We start from the raw sequence: 26,965 nt of genomic DNA, 5'->3' as shown, positions 1-26,965 counted from the left end.
TGGTGCCGGTCAGCTCACGGGAACGGAGCGGGCTCGCGACTGCCGCCTTACGGATGGCCAGGCGGTGGACCTCTGCTCGCGGCTGCCTTTGATCATGGCCGCGCGTGGCCGAGCGGCCCGCATAGGATGGCCGTAGATCCAAGGCGCGACGGGGGAAACGCCGCCTCCCCACCCGCCCGTGCTGTCGTCCCTCATTTCGCGACGTCAGGATGAATGTGGATATAAGGTCAGATGCCGGATTCCGGTTCGGGGTTTTGGGACCGCTCGAAGTCTTACGTGACGGCCGGCCGCTCTCCCTTCCGGCGGCCAAGCAGCGGATCGTGCTCGCCACCCTGCTCCTGCGCGCCAACCAGCACGTCTCGCCGGACGAGCTGATCGAGCGGGTCTGGGCCGACGCCGTTCCCCACAACGCCCGCAGCGCGTTGTACACCCATGTGGCGCGGTTGCGCCGCGCACTGGGCGAGGACCCGGGCGGTGACGGCTCCCACCGGCTGATCCGTACCTCCAACGACGGCTACGTCATCGACCTGCCGACCGGGGCGCTGGACCTGTCGCGGTTCCGGGAGCTGGTCGCGCGGGCCGGCGCCGGCCAGGACGCCGCCGGTGAGGCGGATCTCCTCGGCCGCGCGCTGGGGCTGTGGCGCGGTCCCGTGCTGGCCGGCGTTCCGTCGGAGTCGCTGCACCGTGACGAGGTGCCGCTGATCGTGGAGGAGCGGCTGCGGGTCGTCGACCGGTGGTTCCAGCTCGGCCTGCGGCTCGGCCGCGACGACGAGATGGTCAAGGTCCTCAAGGAGGCGACCGCGGAGCATCCGTTCCACGAGCGGCTGTGGGCCCAGCTCCTGGTCGCGCTGCATCGGTCCGGCCGCCGGGCCGAGGCGCTGGAGACCTACCGGAGCGTCGTCGCCCTCCTGCGCGACGAGCTGGGCGTCGACCCCGGTCAGGAGCTGGTCCGCCTGCACTCCGCCATCCTGGCCGACGACCCCGGGCCCGCCCGCGTGCTCGACGAGGGCCACCTCCCGCCGGCCGCTCAGCCGCTCGACGAGGAGGACGACTCGCCGCCGAGCCTGGTACGCCCCCAGCAGCTGCCCTCCGACCTCGCCTCCTTCACCGGACGCCGCGGCGAGCTGGCGGCCCTGGACGCCCTCCTCGACCGCGAGGACGCGCACGCGTCGCCGCCGATCGTGATCGCCGCCATCAGCGGGATGGGCGGAGTGGGCAAGACGGCGCTGGCCGTGCACTGGGCGCACTCGGTCGTCGACCGGTTCCCCGACGGCGTGCTCTACCTCAACCTGCGCGGTTTCGGGCCGGGCACGCCCGTCGAGCCCCATGCCGCGCTGGAGCTGCTGCTCAACGCGCTGGGCGTGGTCGGGCAGCGGGTCCCCGCGGAGACGGACGCCCGCTCGGCGCTGCTGCGCAGCGTGCTGGCCGGGCGGCGGGTCCTGATGCTGCTCGACAACGCCCGCGACGCCGCCCAGGTGCGCCCGCTGCTGCCGGGCTCGCGCTCGTTCGTGCTGGTCACCAGCCGCAACCAGCTGCGCGGCCTGGCCGTACGGGAAGGGGCGCGGCTCGTCGTCCTCGGCCAGTTCTCGCCCGGCGAGTCGACCGCCCTGCTGACCACGATCCTCGGCCCGGAACGGATCGGCGCCGAGCCGTGGGCCGCCGCCGAGCTGGCTCAGTCGTGCGTGCACCTGCCGCTGGCGCTGACGATCGCGGCCGAGCACGCGATGTACCGCCCGCACAGCCCCCTGCACGGCCTGGCCGAGGAGGTGCGGGCCCAGCGGAGCCGGCTGGACGCGCTGGTCACCTCTGACGACCACGAGGCGAGCGTGCGGGCGGTGCTCTCCTGGTCGTACCTGGCGCTGGAGCCGCCGGCGGCGCGCATGTTCCGGCTGCTGAGCCTGCATCCCGGTCCCGACGTCGGCCCGGGGGCGGCGGCCGCGCTGGCGGGCGTCCCGGTCGCCGAGGCGCGGCGGCTGCTCGACGTCCTGGCCGACCGGTCGCTGCTGGAGAGACCCGGGCCGGCACGGTACCGCTTCCACGACCTGCTCCACGCGTACGCCGCCGAGCAGAGCGTCCGCGCGGACGGCGCGGCCGAGCGGACGGCCGCCGTCCGCCGCGTGCTCAACTGGTACCTCCACACCGCGACCCGCGCCGCGGACCTGGTCGAACCCACCAGGAGACGCTTCCCCGACGTGACCGACCGCGCCCCCGCCGAGCCGCCCGCGCTGGACGGCCCGCAGGACGCGCCGGTGTGGGTGGAGGAGGAACGGGCCGGCCTCGTGGCGGCGGTCGCGCTGTCGGCCGAGCAGGGATGGGACGACTTCACCTGGCGGCTGGCGCACGCGCTCTGGCGGTTCTTCCTCATCCGCGGGCACGTACGCGACTGGATCGACACGCATCTGCGGGCGCTCGACGCCGCGCGCAACACCGGCGACCCCCGCGTCCTGGCCGAGACGATGAAGAACCTCGGCTTCGCGTACTGGCGGGCCGGGCACCTCGCCGAGGCGCTCGACTATCACGGCCGGGCGCTCGCCCTCGACCAGGAGAGCGGCGACGGGTGGGGCGAGGCCAAGACGCGCAACCATCTGGGGTTCATCCACGACCGCGCGGGCCACTTCGCCGAGGCGCTGCGCCAGCAGCAGCGCTCCCTGGTCCGCTACCGGGAGGCGGGCGACCTGTGCGGCCAGGGCCGCGCGCTCGTCGGCATCGGCAACGCCTACCGTCAGCTCGGGCATCTCAGCGCGAGCATGGTCCACCTCAAGAGGGCGCTGGCCATCACCCGCGAGATCGGCGACCAGTGGGGCGAGAGCCTGGCCCTCATCGCCATGGGCTTCACCCGCCTGACCGGCGGCTGCGGCGCGGAGGCCACCCGGCCTCTCTACCGGGCCCTGGCCATCTCCCGCGCGATCGGCGACCGCTGGGGGGAGGGCATGGCCCTCATCGTGATCGGCCTCGGCCTGCTGATCGACGGCGAGTACGGGGACCCGTCCCACCCGCTGTGCCAGGCGCTCACCATCTCCCGCGAGATCGGCGACCGCTGGAGCGAGAGCCTCGCGCTCACCGCCATGGGATTCGCCAGCCTGGCCTCCGGGCGGAACGCGGAGACCACGCGCTACCTGCGGCGCGCGCTCACCGTCAGCCACGAGATCAGGTGCATCGCCGGCGCCGACGACCTGCTCCACGAGGCGTTCCGCACCGCCATGCCGCGGGCCGGCCACCAGACGCTCGTCTCCACGCTGTCCTTCCACACCCGCCTGCAACTCAGGCTGGCCGCCGTGGACGCCCCTCGCGCGCTCGGCCCCTCCCCGCGATGAGCATCGCCGTGCCTGCACCTGACCGATCAGGGGCCGGGTTCGCGCCCGGTCGCCCGGGAACGGAACCGCGACGGCGAGACGCCGGCCCACGCCACGAACGCCTGCCGTAAGGACTCGGCCGAGGTGAACCCGCACCGGCGGGCGATGGCCGCGACCGGCTCGCGCGATCCGGCGAGCAGCTGGGAGGCCGCCTCCAGCCGCGCGTCGCGGACCAGCCGCGACGGGGTCCGCCCGACGTGCTCGACGAACAGCCTGCTCAGATGCCGCTCGCTCACCCCGGCGAGCGCGGCCAGCCGGGGGACGCTCAGATCGCCGTCGAGGTTGCTGATCACGTGGTCGACGACCCGCCGGACCAGGACCTGGTCGGAGTGCGGGATCCGGTTGAACAGGCTCACCTGCGCCTGGTTGCCGGGACGCTTCAGGTAGGCCACCATGCCCATGGCCACGCGGCGGGCGATCTCGGACCCGTGGTCCTCCTCGATGAAGGCCAGCGTGAGGTCGAGGGCGGCGGTGACCCCGCCCGACGTCGCGACCGCGCCGTCCCGGATGAAGATCGGCGCCGGGTCGACGTTGACCCGCGGGTAGCGCGCGGCGAGCTGCCCCGCGTAGTACCAGTGCGTGGTGGCCCGGCGGTGGTCGAGCAGCCCGGCGGCGGCCAGCACGCTCGCCCCGGTGCACACCGACGCGACCCGCCGCGACAGCCCGGCGAGCCGCCGGACCTGGCTGACGAACCGGGGGTTGGCGGCGGCGGCCGCGTGCCCCCGCCCGCCGGAGATCACCAGGGTGTCGATCGGGCCGTCCATCCCGTCGACCCGGTGCTGCGCGGACAGCTCGAGCCCGGAGTCGCAGCGCACGGGCCGGCCCATCGGCGTCGCGAACACGACCTCGTACGCCGGGTCGGCGCCCTGCTGGTTGGCGTGGTCGAACCCGGTCGTCACGGACGCCACGTCAACGAGCTCGATGCCGTCGTAACCGATCATGACGATCAGCCGTGCCACCATGGCCACATCGTACGGGTGTGCCGCTCGCCACGGCGATCCCCGGACCTCCCGCCTCGCCGGCGCGGGGGCCGCGGCCCACTACGATGATCAACAACTGTGGTCGTCACCTGGGGGCGGTAGAAGTTGTCAGGGCCAGAACGCGTTCGTGCCGTCCTGGAGAGCAAGCTCGTGCAGCGGGCCGTCATCGCCGTGATCGTCGTCAACGCGGTCACCATCGGATGCGAGACGAGCGCGTACCTGATGGAGCAGGCCGGCGGGCTGCTGCACGCCGTCGACCGGATCGCGCTGGCGATCTTCACGGTCGAGATCGCCGCCCGCCTGTACGCCTACCGCAGGTCGTTCTTCGCCGACCCCTGGAACTGGTTCGACGCCGCCATAGTGGCCATCGCGCTCGTCCCGGCCTCCGGGCCCACGTCGGTGCTGCGGTCGCTGCGCATCCTGCGGGCGCTGCGGCTGGTCTCGGCGGTGCCCAGCATGCGGCGCGTGGTGGGCGCGCTGCTGACCGCCCTGCCCGGGATGGCCTCCATCATCGGCCTGCTGGTACTGATGATCTACATCGCGGCGGTGATCTCCACGAAGCTGTTCGGGGAGCTCGTGCCCGACCGCTTCGCCGACCTGCCGAGCTCGCTGTTCACCCTGTTCCAGATCATGACCGGCGACGACTGGGGCAACGTCGCGCAGGAGGTGATGGAGCACAAGCCGTGGGCGTGGGTGTTCTTCATCGTCTACATCCTGATGTCCACCTTCGTCGCGCTGAACCTGTTCATCGCGGTGGTGGTCAACGCCATGCACGAGACTGAGCCGTCCCCGGCGGAGACCCGCGCGCAGTCGGAGCTGGAGGAGGTGAAGCAGGAGCTGGCGGCGGTCAACGCCAAGCTCGACCAGCTGCTGACGCGCGAGCCCGCGCCCGCGACCGGCAAGGGCCCCTGAGCGGCCTTCCTACCGCCGCTGCCGCTGCCGTCGCCGCCGCTTGCCGCCGTAGAGGCCGACCATCAGCGAGACGCCGAGGGCCGCCAGGGCGACCTGGACGGCGAGCTCGATCCAGTCGACGCCGCCGGTGTCGGCGACCCCGAGAGCGGTGGCGATCGCGGTGCCGGCGAGCGCCGCGACGACGCCGATCGCGATCGTGAGCCAGATGGGGATGCGCTGCCGCCCCGGGATGACCAGCCGCCCGAGGGCGCCGATCACGATGCCGATGATGAGTCCGGAAAGGATGCCGGTGATCGCCATGCTGAACTCCCCGACGCTCGATGGTCCGTCTGTCCCGCACAACGAACGCGCTCCGGGGCCGGTTCCTGCCGCTCACGCGGGGGGCAGGTCGCACGGTAGCAACGGGCCCTCGCGGGGAACATATGGCCAGGTCAGCCCCGTGTAGACGGGATGGGCTGACGTGCTGAAATCGGGGGGTTCAGCGTCCATGACCATGAAACCAGCGGCAGTGCACCGCGTCTCACTGGCCACGTCCTTGGCGGTGGGGGCGTTCGCCCTCGCCGCCTGCGGCGGCGATCCGGCGGGGCGGGACACGACCATGATGTCCGGAGCCGTGCCGGCCGCGTCGGCGAGTGCCACGCCGAAAGTCGCTTTCGACGATGCCGACGTGATGTTCGCGCAGATGATGATCACGCACCACCAGGAAGCCATCGAGATGGCCGAGCTGGCCACGGCGCGGGCGACATACGAGGAGACCAAAGAACTGGCGGAGAAGATCAAGTCCGGGCAGCAGCCGGAGATCGAGACCCTGCAGGGCTGGTTGAAGGAGTGGGGCAGGACCACGCCGGTCAGCGAGGCGGGACACGATGCGCCGGCCGGCGTCTCCGACGCGAACGTCAAGACACTGCTGGACTCCCGGGGCTCGGCCTTCGACAAGGAGTTCCTCACGATGATGATCGATCATCACGAGGAGGCGATCGCCATGGCCCGGGTCGAGCGGAAGCACGGGAAGAGTTCGAAGGCCAAGAAGCTGGCCGATCGGATCATGAAGGAACAGCAGGCCCAGGTGACGCAGATGAAGAAGCTTGTCGCCCGGATTCCATGACGCGAGGGTCTCGACCGGACGGGAGGTCACGGGGCCGGCCGGCCTCGCGTCCGGGCGGGGGTCACGCAGGCGAGCGCGACGGGGAGCGCCGCCCGCACCGACGTCTACCTGGTCGGCGGCGACCGGGGTCGCGCGGGTCAGCGATAGCGGAGGCCGCGATCTGAGCGTCACTTCTCGCAGGTGAGGCGGGGTTCGGGGTCGTAGACGGTGTGGAAGCGCTGCTTGCGCAGGACCTTGCCGTCCTTCTTGAAGATGCGCCACACGTCGATGGCGAAGCCCTCCGACCCGCTCATGGGGATGCAGTCGGCCCCCTTCTCGCTGAGGGTCTCGATGGGCTTGACGTTGTAGCGCTCCGAGCTCTGCGACTCGATGTCGTAGCGCTTGGTGCTCCAGAACTGCACGGTGACCGAGGTGTTCGTGTACGAGGTCTTGATCAGGACGCCGTGACGGGAGTCGTTGCGCCAGCGGAAGTCCGGCTGGGGGTAGGAGACGGTGGACTCGCGCCCGGCCGGGTAGCGGGAGATGTAGTACTGGTGGGCCCGGTGCTGGACGTCCTGGAAGCCGCCGAAGAAGACGGCGTTGAACATGGTGGTGGCGAACTGGGAGACCCCGCCGCCGACGTCGTTGACGAACCGGTTGTTGAGGATCATCGGCGCCTCGACGAAGCCGCGGGCCTTGTCGCGCTTGCCGACCACGTCGTTGAGGGAGAAGGTCTCCCCGGGCTGCACCACGTAGCCGTCCACGATGTCGGCGATGGTGTGGATGTTGGTCACGCGGGGCGCGCAGCACGGATACTGCGTGGTGAACGAGCTGACCTGCTCCGTGACGCCGAGCTTCGCCGCCTCGGCCGTGCTCACCCGGGGCTGCCGCGCCGTGGCGGGCAGGTCGACGCGGCGGCTGCCCGCCGCCACGGCCTCGGCGATGGCCGGGCCGAGCGCCTTGATGTCGGCGCCGCGGCCGGCCCGGGAGGGGACGACCTTCGGCTTGCCCTTGACGATCGTGAAGGAGGCGTCCTTGGGCGGCGTGATCAGCAGCGACTTGGCCATGTCCGCGGAGATCTCGCCGGCGTCGTACGACGGGCGCAGGCCGCCCTTGCCGTCGGCGACGAAGCGCAGGCCGGCGGCCAGCTGCTCCCTGGACACGGTGGCCTGCTTGCCGCCGCTGGCCAGCGTGAGCGGGGAGGCGATCGCGGTGCGCGCGGTGCCGGCGGCGACCTCCTTGACCTGGGCGGCGGTGAGCGCGGGCGGCGTCACCTGGAGCTTCAGCTCGACGGATTTGCGCCCGGCCGCGAAGGCCGCCCGCACCGCCTGGGCCGCCCCGTCGCGGTCCAGCGTGCGTCCGGGCCTGGGCAGGATCGTGCGCGGCTCCAGCCCCTGGTAGCGGACGCCACCCTGCACCGGCTTGGCGTCGACGCTCTTGGCCAGGTCGGCGAGCCCGGCGGCCAGCCGCTGCTCGTCCACGAGGACCCGGGGCGGGAGCTGCCGGCTGCCGAACAGGGAGCGGGCGATGCCGGCCGGGGTGGCGGCCCCGGCCATCGCGGCCTCGACGGTGGCCCGGGCGTCGAAGTCCAGGCCCAGCTCGGCGGGCGTGAGCTGGACCCGCTTGCCGCCCGCGACCAGCGTCATCGGCTGCCGTACGCGCTGGGCCAGCTGCCCGTCGAGGTGCGAGCGGGCGGCTTCGGGCGCCAGCCCGCCGATGTCCACGCCGTCCACGCGCGTGCCCGGGGGGACCTTGCCGGCGAGCGAGATGGCGGGCACGGCGTAGCCGAGCACCGCGACCAGGACGACGGCGGCGGTGATGATGAGCACGCGCCGCGAGCGAAGGGCGCTCACGACGGCACCAGGGTGTGCATGAGGCCCGGGTGCGGGCCGCCGGCCGGGCAGGTCCCGGATCCGGTAACTGTGATGTCCATTTGGTCTTGGATACGGCTGGCGACCCGTTCAGAGTTCTCCGCCGACCTGACCTGCAGTGATGCCCGGGGGTCGCGCATAGTGACGGAGTGTACTAGCAGATGTAGTAGGGAAGTCACCGCCGGACGACGGGGACCGGCTGGTCACGGCGGGCGGCCTCCGCCCTGACCCGCTTGCGCAGCTCCTTCGCGTGCCGGAGGAACGACCACGTACGGCTCACCGGACCGCCGGTCAGGCTCCAGTCGGTCAGCGCCCGCTCCACCTCGACCTCCAGCAGGTCGCCCGAGCCCGTCGTCGATCCCAGCAGCACGACGTTCTCCTGCCCGCCGGTCCCCGACGACCAGTGGAACGTCAGGCACACCGGCCCCGGCGTGCCCGTCACCCCGGCGGGCAGCAGCACCTCGAACCCGCGGCCCGTACGGACGACCGAGCGGGCACGCACCGTCACCGGCAGGCCGTCGGCCACCATCGACACGACCGGGGCGCCGAGCCGCATCGCCCGCGCGGCGAAGGGCCGCCAGTCCACCGGCGGCGCCGACCGGCTCGGCAGCCGGGGCCCCGACGGCGCCAGGTCGGACCGGGGGAACCTCGTCCCGCTCGGGCAGCTCCAGCCGCGGGGCGCGGCGGAGAGATCGCCCTCCGGCCACCAGGTGACGCGTTCGGGGGTCACCTCCACGTAGATGCGGGCGAAATACCAGGTCAGCCCCCTGAGCAGGAACAACGGGGCGCCGGCGAGCCCGCTCCCGGCCTTGGCCGGCGCCTCGCCGACGTACCGGTCGGTGTTGGCCTGCAGGTCGGCGTCGCGGACGGCGGCCCGCCCCTGGACGAGCACCACGGGCGGCCGGTCGAGGCCGCTGCCCGCGGGGTCGGAGTACAGCAGCGCCACCCGCGGGTCGCGGCGGGCGCGTTCGGCCTTGTCGGGGTAGGACAGGCCGGTCGTGACGTCGAGCGTCCCGTCCCTGCCGACGTACGGCGTGACGGGCCAGGTCACCGGGCGGCCCGCCCGGGTCAGCGAGGTGTACTCGCACACGAACGAGCGCTCGAACACCTGCCGCACCTCCGCGGGCAGGACGCCGCCCTCGGGGGCCGCGGTCGTGAAGCCGGTCTGACGTCCTCGTGCGATCATCGCCTGTCTCCCTTCCGTCCTCAGGAAGACAGTGTGCGCAAGGCCTCTCCTGAACGGCTTGGCGCGCACTTGCAGACGTCTTGGGCCCCCGGCTCGACGCCGTCGAGCCGGGGGAAGGCCGGGCTACGGGTTCCATCTGATGGTGGGGTTGACGCCGCCGGTCCAGTTGAAGGTGGCCATGTTGTCCCACTGGTCGCCGGTCCCGTTGATGTTGGCCGGGTCCCAGCCGTTGCCCTGGATGGCGTACCAGGTCGGCTCCCAGTAGAAGACGCCGATCGCCCCGGCGCTGCGGGCGGTGTTCTGGACGGCGGTGAAGTTGCTCGCCTGCCCCGCCCAGGTGGCCGGGTAGCCGGAGCACGGCGCCGAGCCGCCGATCACGTTCGGCTCGCTGTCGGCGTTGTTCGCGGTGAACGGGTAGGCGGTCTCCGCCACGATGACGGGCTTGCCGTAACGGGTCCGGGCGTCGTTGATCACGCTGGAGAGGGTGGACAGCGAGCCGTGCCACATGCAGTAGTACGACAGGGCGGTGAGGTCCCACGGCACGCCCTTGGCGCGGATCCCGTCATAGAACCAGCGGGCGTTCGCGAGGCTGTCGGCGTCCGCGGTGTGAATGATCACCTGGCTGCCGCCGTTGCACGCCTTGGTCGCGTTGTAACCGGCTTTGAGCAGCAGGCTCAGGTTGGTGAAGTCGTTGTTGATGACCTTGCCGTCGTTCCAGAGCATGCCGACGTTGATCTCGTTGCCGATCTGCACGCTGTCGGGGGTGGTGCCCTGCGCCTTGAGGCTGTTGCAGACGTCGTAGGTGTAGTTGTAGACGTCCGTCTGGAGCTGGGCGATGCCATGACCGGCCCACGCCGCCGGCTTGAACTGCTTGCCCGGGTCGGCCCAGGTGTCCGAATAGTGGAAGTCGATCATCAGGCCGAGGCCCTTGGCCTTGACCGTCCTGGCGTAGGCCAGCACCTTCGCCTTGTTGTTGTAGCCGCTCGCCGGGTTGTTCCAGACGCGCAGCCGGACGTAGTTGACGCCGGCGCCGGTGAGGATGTCCAGCGGGTCGGCGGCCGTCCCGGCGGCGTTGTAGTACCTGGCCCCCAGGTCCAGGCTGCGCTGGAGCGAGGAGACGTCGGCGCCGCGCATGCTCAGCGTGGCGGCCTGTGCGGGCGTCGCCGGTGCGAGCGCGATCAGCGCCGCGAGCGTCAGCAGGAGAGTGACCCGGAGCCTTCGTAAGTGGTACGTGGTCATGATCGGTCCCGTTGATAGAGCCGAAATCCGGACTGTGTGTGCACGTTCACGGACGCATGTGGCGACGAGCTACCTGCAAAATACGCCTTTGAGGGGCGAAATCGGCCTTTCACGTTCTGTGAACGTTCACAGACTGCTTGAGCATGAGGATAAAGAAGAATCCGGCACTCGGGAAGAGCGAGTTTTCCGGCATCCGGGAATCGTTGTTCCGCGGTCCGGGCGGCCGAGCCACCATCGTGCACACCGGCCGCCGCACCACGAAGGAGTCGCCGTGTCGAGCATTCCCCGAGATCAGTGGTACGTCGCCGCGTACGGGCGCGAGATCGGCCAGGAGCTGTTCACCCGCACCATATGCGGCGAGTCCATCCTGTTCTGGCGCACCCGCGCCGGGACCGTCACCGGCGTGTCCGACCGCTGCGTGCACCGCCGCTTCCCGCTGTCGCAGCCTCCCAGCCGGCTCGTCGAGGACCAGGTGGTCTGCGGCTACCACGGCTTCACATACGGCGCCGACGGCGGCTGCGTCGCCGTCCCCGGCCAGACCAGGGTGCCGCGCACCGCCCGCCTGAAGAGCTATCCGGTCGTCGAGCAGGACTCCTTCGTCTGGGTCTGGATCGGCGACCCCGCCCGGGCCGACGCGGCCGGCATCCCGCGCGCGCCCTGGCTGGACTCGCCCGGGTACACGACGGTGTCGGGGATGGAGCCGCTCCAGGCGCGGTTCGGGCTGCTGGTGGACAACCTCATGGACCTCTCGCACGAGACGTACCTGCACGGCGGGTACATCGGCACCCCCGAGGTGGCCGCCACCCCGATCACCACCACGGTGGACGAGGAGGCCGGGATCGTCCATGTCAGCCGCCACATGGACGACGCCGAATGCCCGCCGTTCTACGCCAAGTCCACCGGGCTGACCGGCCGCATCATGCGCTGGCAGGACATCGAGTACACCCCGCCGTGCCTGTACAAGCTGCACTCGCGCATCGCCCCGCTCGGTGTGCTCCCGAACGCCGACGGCAGCGACCCGGACGCCTTCCACGTCGAGGTCGTGTACGCGATCACGCCCGAGACCGAGCACTCCACGCACGACTTCTGGGCGGTGGCCCGCGACTTCGCCCTGGACGACCAGGGCGTGTCCGACTTCCTGGCCGAGCAGAACCGCACGGTGGTGCTGCAGGACGTGACCGCGCTCGACGTGCTGGAACAGGTGATCGCGACCGAGCCGGCGGGCTACCAGGAGCTGTCGATCAACATCGACACGGGCGGGCTGGCGGCCCGGCGCATGCTGGCGGCTCTGGTGGGGCAGGGCGCTCCGGCCCGGCAGGCGTGACGAGCATGGAGCCCGGACGTCTGCCCGCCCGTCGGGGGCTGCTCCGCGTGGTGTGGCTGCCGGGGAGCGATCTGCTCGAGGGCACGTGCCACTGCGGCGCCGTGCAGGTCGCCGAGGGGCCCGTCGAGGTCTGGCAATGGCTCCTCGGCCACCCGACCGGCCACAACGCCCCCACCGACCCGACACCCCCGGACACCCCCACCGGCACGGCCGGTCAGGACACCCTCACCGGGACCGCGAGCCCCGACCCTTCTTCCGGGACGGCGCGCTCTGACGCCCTGTCGGGGACGGGGGCCGTCCGATGAGCACGGAGCGCAAGCTGGTCGTGCATGCTCGCGAGCCGGTCGCCGACGGGGTCGTCGCCCTCGACCTGCGCGACCCGGCAGGCGCCGAGCTGCCCGCGTGGGAGCCCGGCGCGCACATCGACCTCGTGCTCGGCGGCGACCGCGTCCGCCAGTACTCGCTGTGCGGCGACCCGGCCGACCGAACGGCCTGGCGCGTCGCCGTGCTGCGCGAGCCGGACGGCCGGGGCGGCTCGGCGTACGTGCACGAGGACCTCCACCCGGGCACGGCGGTCCTCGCCCGGGGCCCGCGCAACCACTTCCCGCTCCACCCGGCGCCCCGCTACCTGTTCGTCGCCGGAGGCATCGGCATCACGCCCATCCTGCCGATGGTGCGGGCCGCCGACGCCGCCGGCGCCCGATGGCACCTGGCTTACGGCGGCCGTACGGCGGGCGCGATGGCGTTCGCCCGCGACCTCGAAGCCGCGCACGGAGACCGGGTGGAGCTGCGCCCGCAGGACGAGCACGGCCTGCTCGACCTCGACGCCCTCCTGGCGCGGGCCACGCCGGACACCCTCGTGTACTGCTGCGGCCCCGCCCCGCTGCTGGCGGCCGTCGAGCGCCGCTGCGCGGACCGGCCACCCGGCACGCTGCACGTGGAGCGCTTCGAGCCCAAGGAGGCGGCGGCTCCCGTGCGGACGGAGTCCTTCGAGATCGAACTGGCCGTCACGGGCGTCACCCTCACCGTGCCCCCGGACCGCTCGATCCTCGACGTCGTGCTGGAGGCCGGCGTACAGGTCCTATCCTCGTGCCATGAGGGGACCTGCGGCACCTGCGAGACCGCGGTGCTGGCCGGCGCGGTCGACCACCGCGACTCCCTCCTCACCTCCGAGGAGCGGGCGGTGAACGACACCATGTTCGTCTGCGTCTCCCGCGCCGCCTGCCCCAAGCTGGTTCTCGAACTCTGACCAGGGAGCCGCCGATGCAGATCCCAGCCCCCAGGCAAACGGCCGAGCGCACCGGCCCGGTCGTGGCCCGCGCGCTGCAGATTCTCGGCGCGTTCACGCCCGACCGGCGCTCGCTCACCCTCAGCGAGCTGTCCAGGCACGCCCGCCTGCCGGTCTCCACGGTGCACCGGCTGGCCGCGGAGCTGCTGGCCTGGGGCGCGCTCGAACGGGATCCGGCCGGGTGCTACCACATCGGCCTGCGGCTGTGGGAGATCGGCTCGCTCGCCCCTCGCGGCCTGGGCCTGCGCGAGGCCGCCCTGCCGTACCTGGAGGACCTGTCCCAGGTCACCCGCGAGAACGTGCAGCTGGCCGTCCGGGAGGGCACCGAGGTGGTGTTCGTCGAACGGATCGCCGGGAGCAAGGCCGTCCCGGTGCTGACCCGGGTCGGGGGCCGTTTCGCGCTCACGGCCACGGGGGTCGGGCTGGTGCTGCTCGCGTACGCTCCCGCCGAGGTGCAGGAGCAGGTCGTGGCCGGTCCCATGACCCGTTACACCGAACGGACCATGACCACCCCGCGGCAGATCCGCGCCGCGCTCGCCGACACCCGCGCCCGCGGCTACGCCGTCAGCGACCGGCAGGTCACCATGGACGCCCTGTCGGTCGCGGCGCCGATCCACGACGGCCGGGGCGACGTGGTGGCCGCGGTGTCCCTGGTGGTCCACCACGGCAGCACGTCACCCCACGCGCTCGCCCCGCTCCTGCGCACCAGCGCCCGCGCCATCTCCCGCGCGCTGCCGCCGTCCACCTCGGCTCGTGACGGGCGGGCTCGTGACGGGCCCGGTCACTCTCGGCTCGTGACGGGCCCGGTCACTCTCGGCTCGTGACGGGCCCGGTCACTCTCGGCTCGTGACGGGCCCGGTCACTCTCGGCTCGTGACGGGCCCGGTCAGCCGAGGCGGGCCAGCTCCTCCCCGCTGAGCTCCAGGTCGGCGGCGGCGATGGAGTCGAGGATCGTCTCCGGCCGGCTGGCGCCGGGGATGGGGATGACGACCGGGCTGCGGGCCAGCTCCCAGGCCAGGCAGACCCGCTGGGGGGACACGCCGCGCGCCTCGGCGATCTCGGTGAAGGCGTCCCTCTGGCTCAGCTCCCCGGTACGGCCGATGCCGCCCAGCGGCGACCAGGGCAGGAACGCCAGGCCGAGCTCGGCGCAGACGTCGATCTCGGGCTCGCTGGAGCGGAAGCGCGGCGAATACTCGTTCTGCACGCTCACCAGGCGCTCGCCCAGGATGTCGTGGGCGAGCCTGATCTGCTCGGGGTTCGCGTTCGAGATGCCGGCCATCTGGATCTTGCCGGCGTCGTGCAGGTCCTTCAGCGCGCCGATGGTCTCCGCGTACGGCACCTTCGGGTCGGGCCGGTGGTGCTGGTAGAGGCCGATGCTGTCCATGCCGAGAGCCTTGAGCGAGCGCTCGCAGGCCTCCTTGAGGTACGACGGGTCGCCGTTCACGGACCAGCCGCCGCCGGGGGTGCGGGTGTGGCCGCCCTTGGTCGCGACGAGCACCGTGCCGGCGTCGCCGCCCCAGCGGGCCAGGGCGCGGGCGACCAGGCGCTCGTTGTGGCCGACGTCGTCGTGCGAAGGCGTGTAGGCGTCGGCCGTGTCGATCAGGGTGACACCGGCCTCCAGGGCCGCGACGAGGGTGCGGATCGACTGGTCCTCGTCGGGCATGTGCCCGGCCACCGACATGGGCATGGCGCCGAGCCCGACGGCCCCGACCTGGCGGTTTCCGATGGTTCGCGTTCGCATGGCGTTGTGCATGGGTCCACCCTGCCCGCTGGAGCGCACTCCAGGTCAACTCTCACGCTTGGGGTGTCCAGCGCATGGCCAGGAGCAGGGTGTCGTCGCTGTGCAGCGCCTGGTGGCGCATCACCCGTACGAGGGTGTCGGTCAGCTCGTCCACCGGCAGGTCCCGGTGCCGGCCCGCCAGCTCGGCCAGCTCGTCCAGCCCCGCGTTGAGATCGCGCCGGGCCTCCACCAGCCCGTCGGTGTAGAACAGCACCAGCGTGCCGGGCCCCAGCCGCCGCTCGGCCACGTGGTCGCTGCCCGGATCGGGGTAGCCGAGGCCGCGCCCCCACGCCTCCAGATACGTCGCCGGCTCGCCGGGCGCCACGATCAGCGGTGGCGGGTGACCGCCGGTGGCCACCCGGAGCACTCCGGTGCGGGGGTCGAAGCGGGCCACCAGAACGGTCCCCGCCAGATCGGAGTAGACCGGCTGCAGGATGGCCGCGGCACGCTCCACGACGTTGTCCAGCGGCAGCCCGGCCAGGGAGAGCACGCGGACGGCGTGGATGATGTTGAGCGCGGCGCGGGTGCTGGCCACGCCGTGGCCGGCCGCGTCCACCACGACGACGTGCAGCTCGCCGCCCGGCATGATCACCACGTCGTAGAGGTCGCCGCCGGTCGGCGCGTCGTCCTCGGAGGAGGAGTAGTAGACCGCGAGCCGCGCCTGCTCCACGTGCGGGATCGGCGGGCGCAGGGCGTCCTCCAGCTCGCGGAAGATCGCCCGGTGGGCCCGCCTGAGCCGTTCGTCGCGCTCCTCAAGCTCGGCGACCAGGGCCAGCACGTCCTGGCGGGCGTCGGCCAGCTCGTCCCGGAGCTTGGCCAGCTCGTCCTCCAGCATGCGGATCCGCCGCGGCGGTACGCGCTGCTCGATCACCAGCCCCCCTGTCGCCTCCGTGTACGTAGCAGTCGCGGGCCAGCTCGCTCACCGCCGCGATCAGCTTAGTCCGGGAGACCGGGCCGGAGCCGCCTTCCAGGGCCGCGGCGCGTACGGCGTGCCGCGCGGCGAAGCAGACGGTGCGCGACAATGCGGCAATAAGCGCATTTGTCGGGCTGCATCCGCCCTATGATCCTGATGATCGACTCCGTGAGGAAGGGCACCTGTGGGCGAGAAGTCGGATGAGTGGAAGAGCGCGATCGACACGACCAGGCCCAGCATCGCTAGGGCCTACGACGTCGTCCTGCACGGCAAGGACAACTTCGAGGTCGATCGCGCTTTCGTCGCGGAGATCGTCAAGGTCATCCCGGAGATCTACGACGTGGCGGCCTACAACCGCCAGATTCTGGACCGCGGCGTCCGCTTCATGATCGACCAGGGCATCACGCAGTTCATCGACCTCGGCTCGGGACTGCCGACCGTGGAGAACACCCACCAGGTCGCGCAGCGCGCGAACCCTGAGGCACGCGTGGTCTACGTCGACAACGACCCGATGGTGCTGGCCCACGGCAGGGCGCTCCTGGCGGAGAACGAGCGCACCGCGGTGGTCACCTCGGACCTGCGCGACCCGGTGGCGATCCTCGGCGACGCGGCCGTCCAGCGGCTCATCGACTTCAGCCGGCCGGTCGGCGTGATGCTGGTCGGCATCCTGCACCACCTGCACGACGACGAGGACCCGCAGGGGATCGTCGAGGCCTACATGGCCGCCGTCCCGCCGGGCAGCTACCTGTTCATCACCAGCTTCTGCGACTCGAGCCAGGAGTCCCGCGACGCGGAGAAGCAGTACCTCGCGCTCCTCGGCACCGGCAGGTTCCGCACCGTCGCGGAGATCACCGGCTTCTTCCAGGGGTTCGAGCTGGTGGAGCCGGGCGTCGTGCCGCTGCCGTTGTGGCGCCCGGAGGCGGCCGTCCCCGAGGAGCTGACCGTGGGCCAGCGCCTCATGTTCGGCGGCATCGCCCGTAAGCCCTGACCATGCCGGCACGCCGGGGCACCGGGCTGAGCCGGGCGGCCATGGACCGGGCCCGGCGGCAGGGAGCGGCTCCCGAGCTGATGTACGTGGTGGACCTGCCCGGCTACGAAGTGGCCGAGCAGTCGGTGGGCGTGATCAACGACGACGGTTTCGGCGCGGTCTACACCTCGCCCGGCGGCGAGCACGTGGAGCTGCGGGTCGACCGCGGGCCGTACGTTCGCGCGGGCACGTCCGAGCGCGACGGCGGCGGCTGGTACACCGTGAACGGGGGCGACCAGGAGTACGTCGCCGTGCGCAAGGACCACCACATCCGGCTGATCTGCCCGGTCGGCCAGGTGGACCGGGCGGTGCTGAAGCAGGCCGCGCAGGGCGCCCGCCCGGCGACCGGTACCGGCCCGCCCGCCCCGTTGCCGCCGGCCCCGGTGGAACGCGGCGATCTGGCCTCGAACGGTGAGGCCCCCGTCCGGCGAAGGGGACCCGGAGGCTGAGAGCGGGGGCCCGGGGCCCCCGCTCCCGCGGTCACTTCACGAGGTAGGCGTCAGAGAGGATCTGCTGGACGGAGTTGCCGTCCTTGTCCTGCGCCTCGATCTTGATCGAGATGCTGCCGGGGCCCTTGGGGTTGAGCACCAGCGCCTTGTCACCGGGCAGCACCGTGGCCCGGGTCCAGTGAGCGCCCTTGTCACCGGAGATCCAGACTCCCCGCAGCGACGGCGAGCGGGCGCCCTCGGGCTTGACGGTGAAGGCGAACGGCCGGCCGCCCTGGACCGTGTCGTTCTCCGGCAGCCCGAGCTCGTAGCGCAGCCGGATCAGCGGCACCTGGGCGCAGGGCTGCTTGTCCTCCCACAGCACGGAGTCCAGGCAGGGGTAAGGGTTGCTGTCGCCCGTGGGGCGGGCGGAGCGGAACGTCCAGCTGGTCTCGACGCCGGTGCCGGCGTGCTTCCCGGGGAACGCGTCCTTCCACGAGCTCGTCAGCCGGTAGGCGCCGGACCCGGCGGGGACGCTGTAGTAGGGCACGCCCAGGTCGTCGTACTGCGGCTTGACCTCGGTGACGCCGCTGAACAGCTTGATCTCCTCGGTCCCCGGCGCGCCCTGGTACATGTGGGTCGGGTCGGAGGCGTCGGAGTAGTAGCCGAAACCGACCTGGCTGAGCGCGCGCAGCCGCAGCCGGTCGCCCTGGCGGCAGCCGTCGCAGTAGATGAGGGGGGTGATCCAGTCCGGCAGGCCGGGGCCGGCCGCGAACTGCGAGGGCATGACGGCCTCGTTCCAGTCCTCCCGCTCCTTGGCGCCGCCGGTGAAGCCGCGGGCGGAGGAGGCGAAGCGCGCGCCGCCCGAGGTGGGGTCGGAGAAGACGAACTCACGCTCCCACAGCACGTCCCGCCCGGGCGCGTTGTAGTACTCGGTCCTGGCCGTGGGCCCGGCGAAGGCGTGCGAGCCGCGGATGCTGAAGCGCTGCTCGGGGATGTAGGTGTGGTTGACCTCGGTGAAGTTCGTGTACGGCCCCCACGTGCCGGGCTGGGGGGCGAACTGGGCGTGGTAGGTGGTGTCGATCTCGGTGAGCTCGCGCGCCTTCGGGGCGAAGTTCAGGCGGCCCGCCGTAGTGCCCTTCAGGTAGTAGGCCAGCTTGTACTCGTACGGGGTGGTCGGCGTGACGCGCAGCGCGGCGCTCGGGTACGGCTTGCGGGTCAGGGCCTTGCCGAGCCGGTCCGCCTCGCCGCTGTCGATCCACAGCACGGGGATCTTGTTGTGGTCCGCGAAGTTCGAGGCGCTGAGCAGCCAGGCGAACCGGTCGCTGGTGACCACGCCCGCGGCCCCCACCTTGATCGCCAGGTCCAGGTCGGCCAGGAAGAGCTCCAGCGAGTCCCTGGCCGGGAGGTATACGAGCTTGCCGCGCGCGTCCGCGCCGCCGCGCAGGTCGTCGCCCGTGGTCAGGCTCAGGCGCCGGTCGGCGGCGAACTTCGGCACCAGCGGGTCGTGCTCGCTGACGTAGTGCGGGTTGAGCCGGAGCCCCGGCACGGCCAGCTCCACCTCGGGCGCGCGGCGGACCTGGTCGAACAGCACCGTCGAGGTGCCCACCGTGGGCGCCTTCCGCACCGGCGTGACCCAGAACCGGCCCCGGTTGACCGGCTCGTAGCTCAGCAGCGACGCGCCCCCGTACATCTGGCCCGAGGCGGTCGTGCGGACGACCATCACGTTCATGAACACCGGCTCCGACGGGCGCGGCGTGCTCACCTGGATCGGCTCGACGTCGGTGGCGTCCAGGGTCAGCGTGGTGTCGCCGTCGAGCTTGATCTCGGGGGCGAGCAGCAGGGCGTTCTGGATCTGCCGGTCCGGCCTGGTGTACCACCACGGCATGTCGCCGATGGAGTAGACGCCGCCGTGGGCGAGCTTGAGCTCGGTCTCCACCGTGCCGGGCGTGTCGGTGGTCCGCCAGTTGTCGGTGGCGATGGTCATCGGCTCGCCTTGGAGGAGCGGGTCGGTGTCGCTGACCCGGAGGGCGGACAGGATCCCCGGGTTGAGCGTCCACTCCGGCTTTCCGACCAGCCTGACGCGCAGGGTGTCCAGCTTCGCGCCCTTGTGCAGGGCGATCGGCGCGGTCAGCCGGGTGGTGCCCGCGGTGGCCGTCAGGCGGCCCTCGTACCAGCCCGGGTCGCCGAGCGTGGGCTCGATGGCGAGGTCCGCGCTCGCGGTGCCGCCCGCGGGGACGGTCAGCGACGACGGGGTGAGCGTGGCCATCCCGGCGGGCGGCTGGGCGTCACCGCGCTTCAGCGTCATCGACAGGGCCAGCGTGACGGGGTCCTTGCCGGCGTTGCGGAAGGTCACCTTCCTGCTCAGCGTCTGGCCGGTGTACGGGTCGGTGAACCCCGCGTGCACCGTCGCCAGGTCGTCGAAGACCTGCTGCGTGACGGCCTGCCCGATGTCCAGCCGCCCCGAGCCCTGGTCGTAGACCGGGGCGTCGATCGGCTTCGCGGTGCCCGTCAGCGCGGTCTTGAGCTGCTCGGGCGTCCAGTCCGGGTGCTGGGCGGCCAGGATTCCCGCGGCGGCGGCCACGTGCGGGGAGGCCATCGAGGTGCCGGACGCGGCGGTGTAGTTGTCGTCGATCGGGCCGCCGCCCGGGACGCTGCTGCCCTGGCCCAGCGAGGTGCCCGCCGCGCGCGCGGCGATGATGTTCACGCCGGGCGCGGTGATCTCCGGCTTGATCGCGAAGTCCTCGCTCAGGCGCGGGCCGCGGCTGGAGAACGAAGCGATCTTGTCGGCCGAGTCCACCGCGCCGACGGTGAGCGCCGAGGTCGCCGCGCCGGGGGAGGCGATGGTGTACCGGCCGGGGCCCGCGTTGCCCGCGGCGACCACGAACAGCGTGCCGTACTCGGCGGTCAGCTCGTTGGCCGCCTGGCTCAGCGGGTCGGTGCCGTCGGTCGGGCTCTGGCTGCCCAGGCTCATGTTGACCACCCGGACGCGCTCGGTGGCCGCCTGCCACTGCATCGCCGCGATGATCTCGGAGTTGTTGCCGCTGCCCGTGTCGTCCAGGGCCTTGGCGATGGTCAGCTTGGCGCCCGGGGCGACGCCCTTGTACTTGCCGGCGGAGGCGGCGCCGCTGCCGGCGATGATGGACGCCACGTGGGTGCCGTGCCCGACCCGGTCGGCGACCTCGTCGGGGTTGCCGCCGCCCGGCTTGCCGGCCGGGACGAAGTTGCGGGACGCGACGATCCTGTCCCGCAGGTCGGGATGCGCCAGGTCGATGCCGCTGTCGATGACGCCGACCTTGGCTCCCGTGCCGTCGTAGCCGGCCGCCCAGGCCGTGGGGGCGCCGATCTGCGGGTTGCTGCGGTCGTCGAGCGCCTTGACCTTGCCGTCGAGCCACACCTTGCGCAGGCCGCTCGTCAGGGCCCTGGCGTCGTTGCGGCCCCCTCCCAGGGACTGCCAGAACGCGGCGGCCTGCTTCTTGTCCACCTTGATCGCGGCGCCGTCGATGCTCTCCAGCACCATCGGCTCCGAGCCGGCCTTCAGCGACCTGGCCTTGCCCGCCAGGTCGGCGGCCTTGGTCTGCGGCTGGTACTGGACGATGAGCGGCAGCTGCGCGGTCTTCGCGTCGCCGTAGCCGTTGGCCGCCAGGTAGTCGACGTTGAACAGCTCCTTGTCCAGCAGGCCCCTGCTGACGTAAGGCGCGGCGTCAGCGGGGATCACGTAGTAGCCGTGGTCGTCCTGCTGGGCCTGGTACGTCCGCGCCTCAGCGCCCTCGCCGGGCTCCAGCGTGGCCGAGACGCGGCCCGCGGCGTCCTTCGCATAGGTGACGGTGTCCCCGGTGATCAGCGTGATCTTGACCGGTGGCAGGCCGGTCACCGGCGCGTTCGCCCTCGCGGCCGTGCTCGTGACCGTGCTCGTGACGGTCGCCGCGGTGGCCGTCTCCGGCACCGCGGCGAGCGGCACGGCGAGTAAGGACGCGAATAAGGCCACGAGTCCGCGGCGCCGGGGGGTGGACAGCATACGCACACCTTTCTCCAGACCTGGGAAACGCCGGAGATCGTTTCCTCGCTGACCTAATCTGGGAATCAGTCAGGGCACAAGTCCGCCGAACGGGCCAAAACCCGCCAGGTGGCGGTAACCCGCCATCCCCGGCGGCGGGAGAAAGGGCGTCGCCGATGCTCAAAGCGATCGGCCTGTCACCGGCCGAGAGCCGCCTGTACGCGACGCTCGTCGAGAACCCGCGATCATCCGCCGCCGAACTCGCCACCCACTGCGGCGTCTCGACCCCCATGGCGGCGCGCATGCTGGCGGCCTTCGCGCGGCGCGGCCTGGCCAGCCGGCTGCCGGGCCGCCGCGCCCGGTACGTCGCCGTCGCCCCCGACATCGCCTTCAGGCCGCTGCTGACCCGCCAGGAGGAGGAGCTGCACCAGGTGCGCACGGCCATCCACGAGCTCACCACGTCGTTCCACCTGGCCTCCCGCTACGCGGCGCACCCGGCCGAGCAGGTCGAGGTCGTCACGGGGACCGACAACATCATCAGCAGGGCGTACGCGCTCCAGGACAGCGCGCAGACCATGTTCCGCAACATCGACAAGCCCCCGTACGTCATGCGCGGTCACGCCGACAACGTCGAGCGCGAGCGGCGCATGCTCAGGTCGGGCATCGACTACCGCAGCGTGTACGACCTGGAGTCGCTGGCGCTGCCCGGAAAGTTACGGCTCGTCCAGGACTCCATGGCCCACGGCGAGAAGGCCCGCGTGGTGGCCGGGGCGGCGGCCAAGATGTGGATCGCCGACGACGCGCTCGCGCTGATCCCCATCCGCAACGGGGCCTACTCCATCGACGCGGCGTTCATCCTGCACCGGTCCGCCCTGCTCGACGCGCTGATCGCGCTGTTCGAGCTCGAGTGGCGGCGCGGCTTCCCGCTGCGCGGGGCGCCCCGGCCCGCCGCCGGCCCCGGCGAGCCCGACGAGCTGACCCGGGATCTGCTGGGGCTGCTCGCGGGCGGCCTGACGGACGAGGCCATCGCGCGGGCGCTGGGGCTCGGGCTGCGCACGGTTCAGCGCCGCATCCACGCCGTCATGCAGGAGCTGAACGCCATCACCCGCTTCCAGGCGGGACTGGCGGCCCGGGAGCGCGGCTGGATCTAGACCCGGTCGTCAGGCGTCCGGCCGGGTCAGGGTGAAGACCGACGCCCGCGACTGCGGGTAGAAGCCGGCCGGCAGCGAGCCGGCCTCTCGCCACCCGAGCTTGCGGTAAAGGCCGGCGGCGGGTGCTCCGGGATTGGTGATGAGCCAGGCGGCGGGCAGGGCGGCGGTCATCCGGCCGAGCAGCCGCGCGCCGATCCCCTGGCCCTGGTGGTCCGGGTGGACGAAGAGCTCGGCGACCTCGAAGGCGCCGCGGGTCAGCGTGCTCGCGGCGGGCAGGCCGAACGCCGTGACGAGGGCGTCATAGACGGCGTTGCCGCTCAGGTCGTCCGGGGTCGGCCAGCCGTAGCAGACGCCGGTGAGCCGGCCGGCGCCGTCGCTCTCGGTCAGCGCGGCGAAATTCGGTTTGGCGACGCCCGCGGCGAGCTTGGCGGGGTAGCGGCCGAGCTGCTCGGGGGTCTCCGACCACGGCGGGGCGGCGTAGCAGCGCCGGTAGAGGTCGATGATCTGGGTGGACATCGCGGTGATGCCAGGTCCGTCGTGATGCATGCACGAAGCTTAATTGCGAAGAGTTTGCAAGAGCAATAGCTATGCAGTCTGTTACCGGGCCGCGCACACGTCCTGGTACGGCACGTCCCCGAGGTAGCGGTCCCATTCGGCGGGCGTGAGCGTGCGCCCGGCCCGCGCGCACACCTTCCCGATCATCAGCGCGTCGCCGACGGGCACCTCGCGCACGGCCCCGGCCTCCATGCCGTCCTGCATGCCGACGTACAGGACGCTCCCGTCGGCGCCGAAGGCCATGGACGAGGGGGCGAACTCCCCGACCCGGTACGAGCTGCCGAGCCGGCGCCTGGACCGGACGTCCCAGAGTTCGAGCACGCCCTCGTCGGTGGCCGTGGCGAGGGTCCGGCCGTCCGGCGAGAAGACCATTTCGGCGCTGGCGCCGGCGGCGCGGGGCAGGACGGGACGCAGCGGGGTCGGGCCCTTGACGTCCCACAGCCCGATCCGGTGGGTGGCGGACTCCTGGACGGCCAGGAGCCCGTCCCGGCTGACGGCCAGCGCGCCGGCGGCGCCGAGCCCCGGGCCGGCGGCCTTGCCGGTCATCACGTCGACGAGCCTGCCGTCGGCCGAGACGAACACCTGCCGTCCCGGAAGGAAGGGGCCGACGCTCAGCCGGGTCTTGTAGGCGGCCACCGCGCGGCCGTCGGCGGCGTCCAGCACGACCACGCTCATCAACGGGCTCTCGCCCAGCAGGAGGGTGATGGCGATCCTGCGCCCGTCGGGTGTGAAGTCGACGTACGCCGGCTGGTGGTCGCCGTCCCCCACCCGCTTGGACCAGAGTTTCCTCCTGGTCGCCAGGTCCCACAGGGTGATCGTGCGGTCCATGTCGGCGACGGCCAGCCGGGTGCCGGCGTCGTCCATGCCCTGGACGGATCCTTCCTCCCTGACCTGTATGCGGCCCGCCTCCTTACGCGTCCGCAGGTCGAACACGCCCAGCTCGGCACCGTTCGTCCAGGACACCGCCCAGTGGGCGTCGCGGCTGAGCATCGGGGTGTCGGGCAGGGCGACGGACGGGGTGCGCGGCGCGAGGTCCACGCTGATGACGGTGTCGTCGACGAGGTAGCGCAGCGTCCTGCCGTCGGGGTCGAAGCGGACGTCCCCGAACTCGCCCTCGGCGCGGTAGCGCAGGACGGTCCGCTGATCGCCGATCCGCATGACCTCCAGGTCGCGGCCGTAGAAGCCGGCGAGGTAGCGCCCGTCGGCGCTGAACCGCAGCCGCGCGGAGTCGTGGCAGATCCCGCAGTTCAGCGTCTCCTTCAGCTTGCGCTCGCGCCCGGTGACGGCGTCCACGAGGACGATGTCGCCCGCGACGTCGGCGCAGGCCAGGGTCTTGCCGTCCGCGCTGTAGGCCGCCAGCAGGTGGTTCTTCACGCAGGCGGGGAAGGGGCGCTCGGCGGTCCAGCCGGGCAGGGCGATCTGGTCGAACCGGTAGCCGGGCAGCAGCAGGTGCCTGCCCGTCGGATCGACCAGCGGCGCCGGAGTCTGCGCCATCGTCCGGTCCGCGTAGACCAGCCGGCCGAATTGCCTGCCGGTGCTCACGTCGATGAGGAAGGGGACGTCGTCGGCCAAGGTGAGCACGAGAGTCGTCTCGTGCTCGCCGAACACGACGCCGAAGCCGCCGTTCCCGGTCGCCGGGAGCGATCTCCTCACCAGCGTCCTGCCCGTCTTCAGGTCCCAGACGCCGAGCTCGTCCGAGGTGGTCTGGGCGAGCAGGCGCCCGCTGCGGCTGAGCGCGGGGCCCTGGATGATCGTGCCGTTCAGGGTCATGCCGGGCCAGCTCGCCGTCCGCCTGCCGGTGCGCACGTCGTACACGTTGACGCCGCCCTCGCTGAAGCTGACCAGCGTGCGCCCGTCGCGGCTCAGCGCCCGCCGGCCCGCGCCCTTGACCGGCGGGTCCTGGAAGGCCGCAGTCTCCTGCTGCTGGAGCGAGCCCATCAGGCTGGAGCGGGCCTCCGGCTGCGGCGAGACCCGGTACGCGGCCACGCTGAGCAGCATCGCGAGGCCCGGGTCGGCGGTGCGCATGCGGTCGGCCTCGGCCGCCACCTGCTTGGCGGTCAGGATGTCGAGCCGCTCGACGGCCTGCCCGCGCTGCCACACGGCCAGCCCGCCCGCCACCAGCGCCACCGCCAGCAGCCCCGCCAGCGCCGCCGTGACCAGCGTCCTGAGCCGAGCGCGCCTCCTGGTCAGCTCGGTGCCCGCACGCAGGAAATCGCGCTCGAACGGGGTCAGCGTCAGGTGCCTGCGGCCGGTCGCCGCCCAGCTCAGCGCCTGCTCCAGGCGGCTGCCCTGCAGCACGTCGCCGTCGCGCCGGCCGTGCTCCTCCCAGTGCCGCGCCGCCGCGTTGATCTCGTCCAGCATCGCCAGCCCGGCGCGCTCGGCCTCCATCCACGTGCGCAGGCGCGGCCAGGCCCGCAGCAGGCCGGGACGCGCCAGCGCCACCGACCCGTCCCTGGTGGTGACCACGTACGAGAACGCCTCCAGGATCCGCCGGACGGCCGCCGCCTCGTGCTCCGGCCGGCCGCCGAACAGCTCCTCGCGGCCGGCCCGCCGCAGCGTCTCCTGGCCGTCGGCGTTCACCCCGACCAGCCGCAGGAACACCTCGGCCGCCAGGTCGCGCGCCTCCGGGCCGAGCGAGCCGTAGGCGTCCTCGGCGATCGCGCCCAGAGCGGGGTCGTCCCGGTCGGGCACCCGCATCCCCTCGGCGCGGCGGCTGCCGGCCGCCAGCAGCCCGCCGGCGTCGGACCCGTCGTCGCTGACCAGCGCCAGCAGCAGGTCGCGGGCGGACGGCCGGGCCCGCGGATCCTTCTCCAGCGCGGCCTCGATCAGTGTGGCCAGCCCCGGCGGCAGCGCACTCAGGTCGGGGTGGTGCGTCAGCACGCGGTGCATGACGCCGCCCAGGTTCTCGCCGCCGAACGGGTCCTGCCCGGTGGCCGCGAACACCATGATCGCGCCCCACGCGAAGACGTCGGCCGCGTTTCCCGCCCGCTGCCCGGTCAGCACCTCGGGCGCCATGTAACCCGGCGTTCCCGCCAGCTCGCCGGTCCTGGTCAGCGACATCTCCGCCGTCCTGGCGATGCCGAAGTCGATCACGCGCGGCCCGTCCGGGCCGAGCAGCACGTTGTCCGGCTTCAGGTCGCGGTGGACGACGCCCGCCTCGTGGATCGCGGTGAGCGCCGTGGCCACCGCCGTCGCCAGCCGGTGCAGGTCGTCGCCGGTGAAGCGGCGCCCCTCCCGTACGGCCTCGCGCAGGCTCGGACCCGGCACGTACTCCGAGACCAGGTACGGTTTGCCGCCGTCGAGATCGGCAGCCAGCAGCCGGGCGGTGCAGAACGAGGCCACCCGCTCCGCCGCGGCCGCCTCCTTGGCGAAGCGCCCGCGGTCTCCCGCCGCGTGCAGCACCTTCACCGCCACCCGCCGGCCCTCGGGGTCGTAGGCGTCGTACACGACCCCCTGACCTCCCGCGCCGAGCCGCCCGGCCAGCCAGTAGTCCCCGATCCGCTGCGGATCCCCCGCGATCAGCGCCTCCACGGCGGATTAGATGCCCCCGGACCCGCCAAAGTTGCGGCGGGCACGCCGGGAGTCCGGCCTGCGCGTATCGTCGGTCCGTGAGTTCGACGTGGGTCGCCGACGCCCTACCGGCGCTGGCCGCGGTCTCGTTCGCGGTCTCATCGACGGCGGCCGCGGCGTTCCGCCCGCGGCTCAGGGCGCGCCTGCCCGCGCTGACGCTCCTGGCCGCGGCCGTCTCCCTGGCCGTCACGCTCGCCCACGTCGTGGGCGCGGTGGAGCCGGCGCCGGGCACGGGCGCGCTGGGGATGGCCGAGGGCCTGGCGCTCGCGGCGCTGGCCGGCCTGGTCGTCCGGTACGCGCCGCCCCGGCGC

21 protein-coding genes are annotated in these 26,965 nt (G+C 72.5%); 11 read left to right on the top strand and 10 right to left on the bottom strand.

The genetic code is table 11. The annotated features are described in order from the left end of the window. The first annotated feature begins 209 nt into the window (after positions 1-209). On the top strand, positions 210-3,314 hold the full coding sequence (locus ACFKCF_RS09720; RefSeq protein WP_394492638.1) for a BTAD domain-containing putative transcriptional regulator: 3,105 nt from the start codon (positions 210-212) through the stop codon (positions 3,312-3,314). A 26-nt stretch (positions 3,315-3,340) separates the two neighbouring features. Here the strand turns inward: ACFKCF_RS09720 and ACFKCF_RS09715 are convergent, their stop codons facing one another. Next, positions 3,341-4,315, bottom strand: coding sequence for a GlxA family transcriptional regulator (locus tag ACFKCF_RS09715; RefSeq protein WP_394492637.1), 975 nt, complete (start codon positions 4,313-4,315; stop codon positions 3,341-3,343). Between the two features lie 123 nt (positions 4,316-4,438). Here ACFKCF_RS09715 and ACFKCF_RS09710 point away from each other — a divergent pair, with 123 nt between their 5' ends. Further along, complete coding sequence (locus tag ACFKCF_RS09710; protein WP_394492636.1) at positions 4,439-5,245, top strand: ion transporter; 807 nt, start codon at positions 4,439-4,441, stop codon at positions 5,243-5,245. A 9-nt stretch (positions 5,246-5,254) separates the two neighbouring features. On the opposite strand, the gene ACFKCF_RS09705 is transcribed toward ACFKCF_RS09710, so the two are convergent. Further along, on the bottom strand, positions 5,255-5,545 hold the full coding sequence (locus ACFKCF_RS09705; RefSeq protein WP_394492635.1) for a GlsB/YeaQ/YmgE family stress response membrane protein: 291 nt from the start codon (positions 5,543-5,545) through the stop codon (positions 5,255-5,257). Positions 5,546-5,738: 193 nt separating this feature from the next. Here ACFKCF_RS09705 and ACFKCF_RS09700 point away from each other — a divergent pair, with 193 nt between their 5' ends. Next, on the top strand, positions 5,739-6,350 hold the full coding sequence (locus tag ACFKCF_RS09700; RefSeq protein ID WP_394492634.1) for a DUF305 domain-containing protein: 612 nt from the start codon (positions 5,739-5,741) through the stop codon (positions 6,348-6,350). A gap of 167 nt (positions 6,351-6,517) precedes the next feature. Here the strand turns inward: ACFKCF_RS09700 and ACFKCF_RS09695 are convergent, their stop codons facing one another. The 3 genes from ACFKCF_RS09695 to ACFKCF_RS09685 form a co-directional block, all read right to left on the bottom strand. Then, positions 6,518-8,182: a VanW family protein gene (locus ACFKCF_RS09695; RefSeq protein ID WP_394492633.1), complete on the bottom strand. Its 1,665-nt coding sequence runs from the start codon at positions 8,180-8,182 to the stop codon at positions 6,518-6,520. Between the two features lie 193 nt (positions 8,183-8,375). After that, positions 8,376-9,386: a hypothetical protein gene (locus ACFKCF_RS09690; RefSeq protein ID WP_394492632.1), complete on the bottom strand. Its 1,011-nt coding sequence runs from the start codon at positions 9,384-9,386 to the stop codon at positions 8,376-8,378. 123 nt (positions 9,387-9,509) lie between these two features. After that, entirely contained in the window at positions 9,510-10,625 is a 1,116-nt protein-coding gene (locus ACFKCF_RS09685; RefSeq protein WP_394492631.1) for an arabinogalactan endo-beta-1,4-galactanase, read from the bottom strand. 271 nt (positions 10,626-10,896) lie between these two features. On the opposite strand from ACFKCF_RS09685, the gene ACFKCF_RS09680 reads away from it, so the two are divergent. Genes ACFKCF_RS09680 through ACFKCF_RS09665 form a run of 4 tightly spaced genes read left to right on the top strand, consistent with a single transcriptional unit; the run spans position 10,897 to position 14,061 of the window. Continuing rightward, complete coding sequence (locus tag ACFKCF_RS09680; RefSeq protein ID WP_394492630.1) at positions 10,897-11,949, top strand: Rieske 2Fe-2S domain-containing protein; 1,053 nt, start codon at positions 10,897-10,899, stop codon at positions 11,947-11,949. Between the two features lie 5 nt (positions 11,950-11,954). Further along, complete coding sequence (locus ACFKCF_RS09675; RefSeq protein ID WP_394492629.1) at positions 11,955-12,254, top strand: hypothetical protein; 300 nt, start codon at positions 11,955-11,957, stop codon at positions 12,252-12,254. Beyond that, complete coding sequence (locus ACFKCF_RS09670) at positions 12,251-13,198, top strand: PDR/VanB family oxidoreductase (protein ID WP_394492628.1); 948 nt, start codon at positions 12,251-12,253, stop codon at positions 13,196-13,198. The genes ACFKCF_RS09675 and ACFKCF_RS09670 overlap by 4 nt, the downstream gene beginning before the upstream one ends. Before the next feature lie 14 nt (positions 13,199-13,212). Then, positions 13,213-14,061 carry an IclR family transcriptional regulator gene (locus ACFKCF_RS09665; protein WP_394492627.1) on the top strand — a complete coding sequence of 283 codons (849 nt, stop codon included), beginning with the start codon at positions 13,213-13,215 and terminating at the stop codon, positions 14,059-14,061. Positions 14,062-14,122: 61 nt separating this feature from the next. Here ACFKCF_RS09665 and ACFKCF_RS09660 read toward each other — a convergent pair whose 3' ends face one another. Continuing rightward, positions 14,123-14,977, bottom strand: coding sequence for an aldo/keto reductase (locus ACFKCF_RS09660; RefSeq protein WP_394492626.1), 855 nt, complete (start codon positions 14,975-14,977; stop codon positions 14,123-14,125). 52 nt (positions 14,978-15,029) lie between these two features. Beyond that, positions 15,030-15,887 (bottom strand): PP2C family protein-serine/threonine phosphatase, encoded by an 858-nt coding sequence (locus ACFKCF_RS09655; RefSeq protein WP_394492625.1) that lies wholly within the window; start codon positions 15,885-15,887, stop codon positions 15,030-15,032. A gap of 226 nt (positions 15,888-16,113) precedes the next feature. Here ACFKCF_RS09655 and ACFKCF_RS09650 point away from each other — a divergent pair, with 226 nt between their 5' ends. After that, positions 16,114-16,917: an SAM-dependent methyltransferase gene (locus ACFKCF_RS09650; protein WP_394492624.1), complete on the top strand. Its 804-nt coding sequence runs from the start codon at positions 16,114-16,116 to the stop codon at positions 16,915-16,917. Between the two features lie 2 nt (positions 16,918-16,919). Further along, positions 16,920-17,405: a hypothetical protein gene (locus ACFKCF_RS09645; RefSeq protein ID WP_394492623.1), complete on the top strand. Its 486-nt coding sequence runs from the start codon at positions 16,920-16,922 to the stop codon at positions 17,403-17,405. A 31-nt stretch (positions 17,406-17,436) separates the two neighbouring features. Here the strand turns inward: ACFKCF_RS09645 and ACFKCF_RS09640 are convergent, their stop codons facing one another. Continuing rightward, on the bottom strand, positions 17,437-21,399 hold the full coding sequence (locus tag ACFKCF_RS09640) for a S8 family peptidase (RefSeq protein WP_394492622.1): 3,963 nt from the start codon (positions 21,397-21,399) through the stop codon (positions 17,437-17,439). A gap of 155 nt (positions 21,400-21,554) precedes the next feature. Here ACFKCF_RS09640 and ACFKCF_RS09635 point away from each other — a divergent pair, with 155 nt between their 5' ends. Then, on the top strand, positions 21,555-22,529 hold the full coding sequence (locus ACFKCF_RS09635) for a helix-turn-helix domain-containing protein (protein WP_394492621.1): 975 nt from the start codon (positions 21,555-21,557) through the stop codon (positions 22,527-22,529). A 9-nt stretch (positions 22,530-22,538) separates the two neighbouring features. Here ACFKCF_RS09635 and ACFKCF_RS09630 read toward each other — a convergent pair whose 3' ends face one another. Continuing rightward, positions 22,539-23,075, bottom strand: a complete 537-nt coding sequence (locus ACFKCF_RS09630; RefSeq protein ID WP_394492620.1) for a GNAT family N-acetyltransferase — start codon at positions 23,073-23,075, stop codon at positions 22,539-22,541. 51 nt (positions 23,076-23,126) lie between these two features. Then, on the bottom strand, positions 23,127-26,615 hold the full coding sequence (locus ACFKCF_RS09625; protein ID WP_394492619.1) for a protein kinase: 3,489 nt from the start codon (positions 26,613-26,615) through the stop codon (positions 23,127-23,129). 77 nt (positions 26,616-26,692) lie between these two features. Here ACFKCF_RS09625 and ACFKCF_RS09620 point away from each other — a divergent pair. Continuing rightward, positions 26,693-26,965 (top strand): hypothetical protein (locus tag ACFKCF_RS09620; RefSeq protein WP_394492618.1); only part of this gene is annotated, 273 nt, incomplete at its 3' end.

The sequence above is a fragment of the Nonomuraea sp. JJY05 genome (genome assembly GCF_043496855.1).
GTDB lineage: Bacteria > Actinomycetota > Actinomycetes > Streptosporangiales > Streptosporangiaceae > Nonomuraea.
This window is presented reverse-complemented; position numbering and strand designations above follow the sequence as displayed.

Bases quoted from the DNA above. Each gene is read 5' to 3' on its own strand.
- ACFKCF_RS09720 (WP_394492638.1), top strand. From the start codon at position 210: ATGAATGTGGATATAAGGTCAGATGCCGGATTCCGGTTCGGGGTTTTG.
- ACFKCF_RS09715 (WP_394492637.1), bottom strand. From the start codon at position 4,315: ATGGTGGCACGGCTGATCGTCATGATCGGTTACGACGGCATCGAGCTC.
- ACFKCF_RS09705 (WP_394492635.1), bottom strand. From the start codon at position 5,545: ATGGCGATCACCGGCATCCTTTCCGGACTCATCATCGGCATCGTGATC.
- ACFKCF_RS09700 (WP_394492634.1), top strand. From the start codon at position 5,739: ATGAAACCAGCGGCAGTGCACCGCGTCTCACTGGCCACGTCCTTGGCG.
- ACFKCF_RS09690 (WP_394492632.1), bottom strand. From the start codon at position 9,386: ATGATCGCACGAGGACGTCAGACCGGCTTCACGACCGCGGCCCCCGAG.
- ACFKCF_RS09685 (WP_394492631.1), bottom strand. From the start codon at position 10,625: ATGACCACGTACCACTTACGAAGGCTCCGGGTCACTCTCCTGCTGACG.
- ACFKCF_RS09675 (WP_394492629.1), top strand. From the start codon at position 11,955: ATGGAGCCCGGACGTCTGCCCGCCCGTCGGGGGCTGCTCCGCGTGGTG.
- ACFKCF_RS09670 (WP_394492628.1), top strand. From the start codon at position 12,251: ATGAGCACGGAGCGCAAGCTGGTCGTGCATGCTCGCGAGCCGGTCGCC.
- ACFKCF_RS09665 (WP_394492627.1), top strand. From the start codon at position 13,213: ATGCAGATCCCAGCCCCCAGGCAAACGGCCGAGCGCACCGGCCCGGTC.
- ACFKCF_RS09660 (WP_394492626.1), bottom strand. From the start codon at position 14,977: ATGCGAACGCGAACCATCGGAAACCGCCAGGTCGGGGCCGTCGGGCTC.
- ACFKCF_RS09645 (WP_394492623.1), top strand. From the start codon at position 16,920: ATGCCGGCACGCCGGGGCACCGGGCTGAGCCGGGCGGCCATGGACCGG.
- ACFKCF_RS09640 (WP_394492622.1), bottom strand. From the start codon at position 21,399: ATGCTGTCCACCCCCCGGCGCCGCGGACTCGTGGCCTTATTCGCGTCC.
- ACFKCF_RS09635 (WP_394492621.1), top strand. From the start codon at position 21,555: ATGCTCAAAGCGATCGGCCTGTCACCGGCCGAGAGCCGCCTGTACGCG.
- ACFKCF_RS09630 (WP_394492620.1), bottom strand. From the start codon at position 23,075: ATGCATCACGACGGACCTGGCATCACCGCGATGTCCACCCAGATCATC.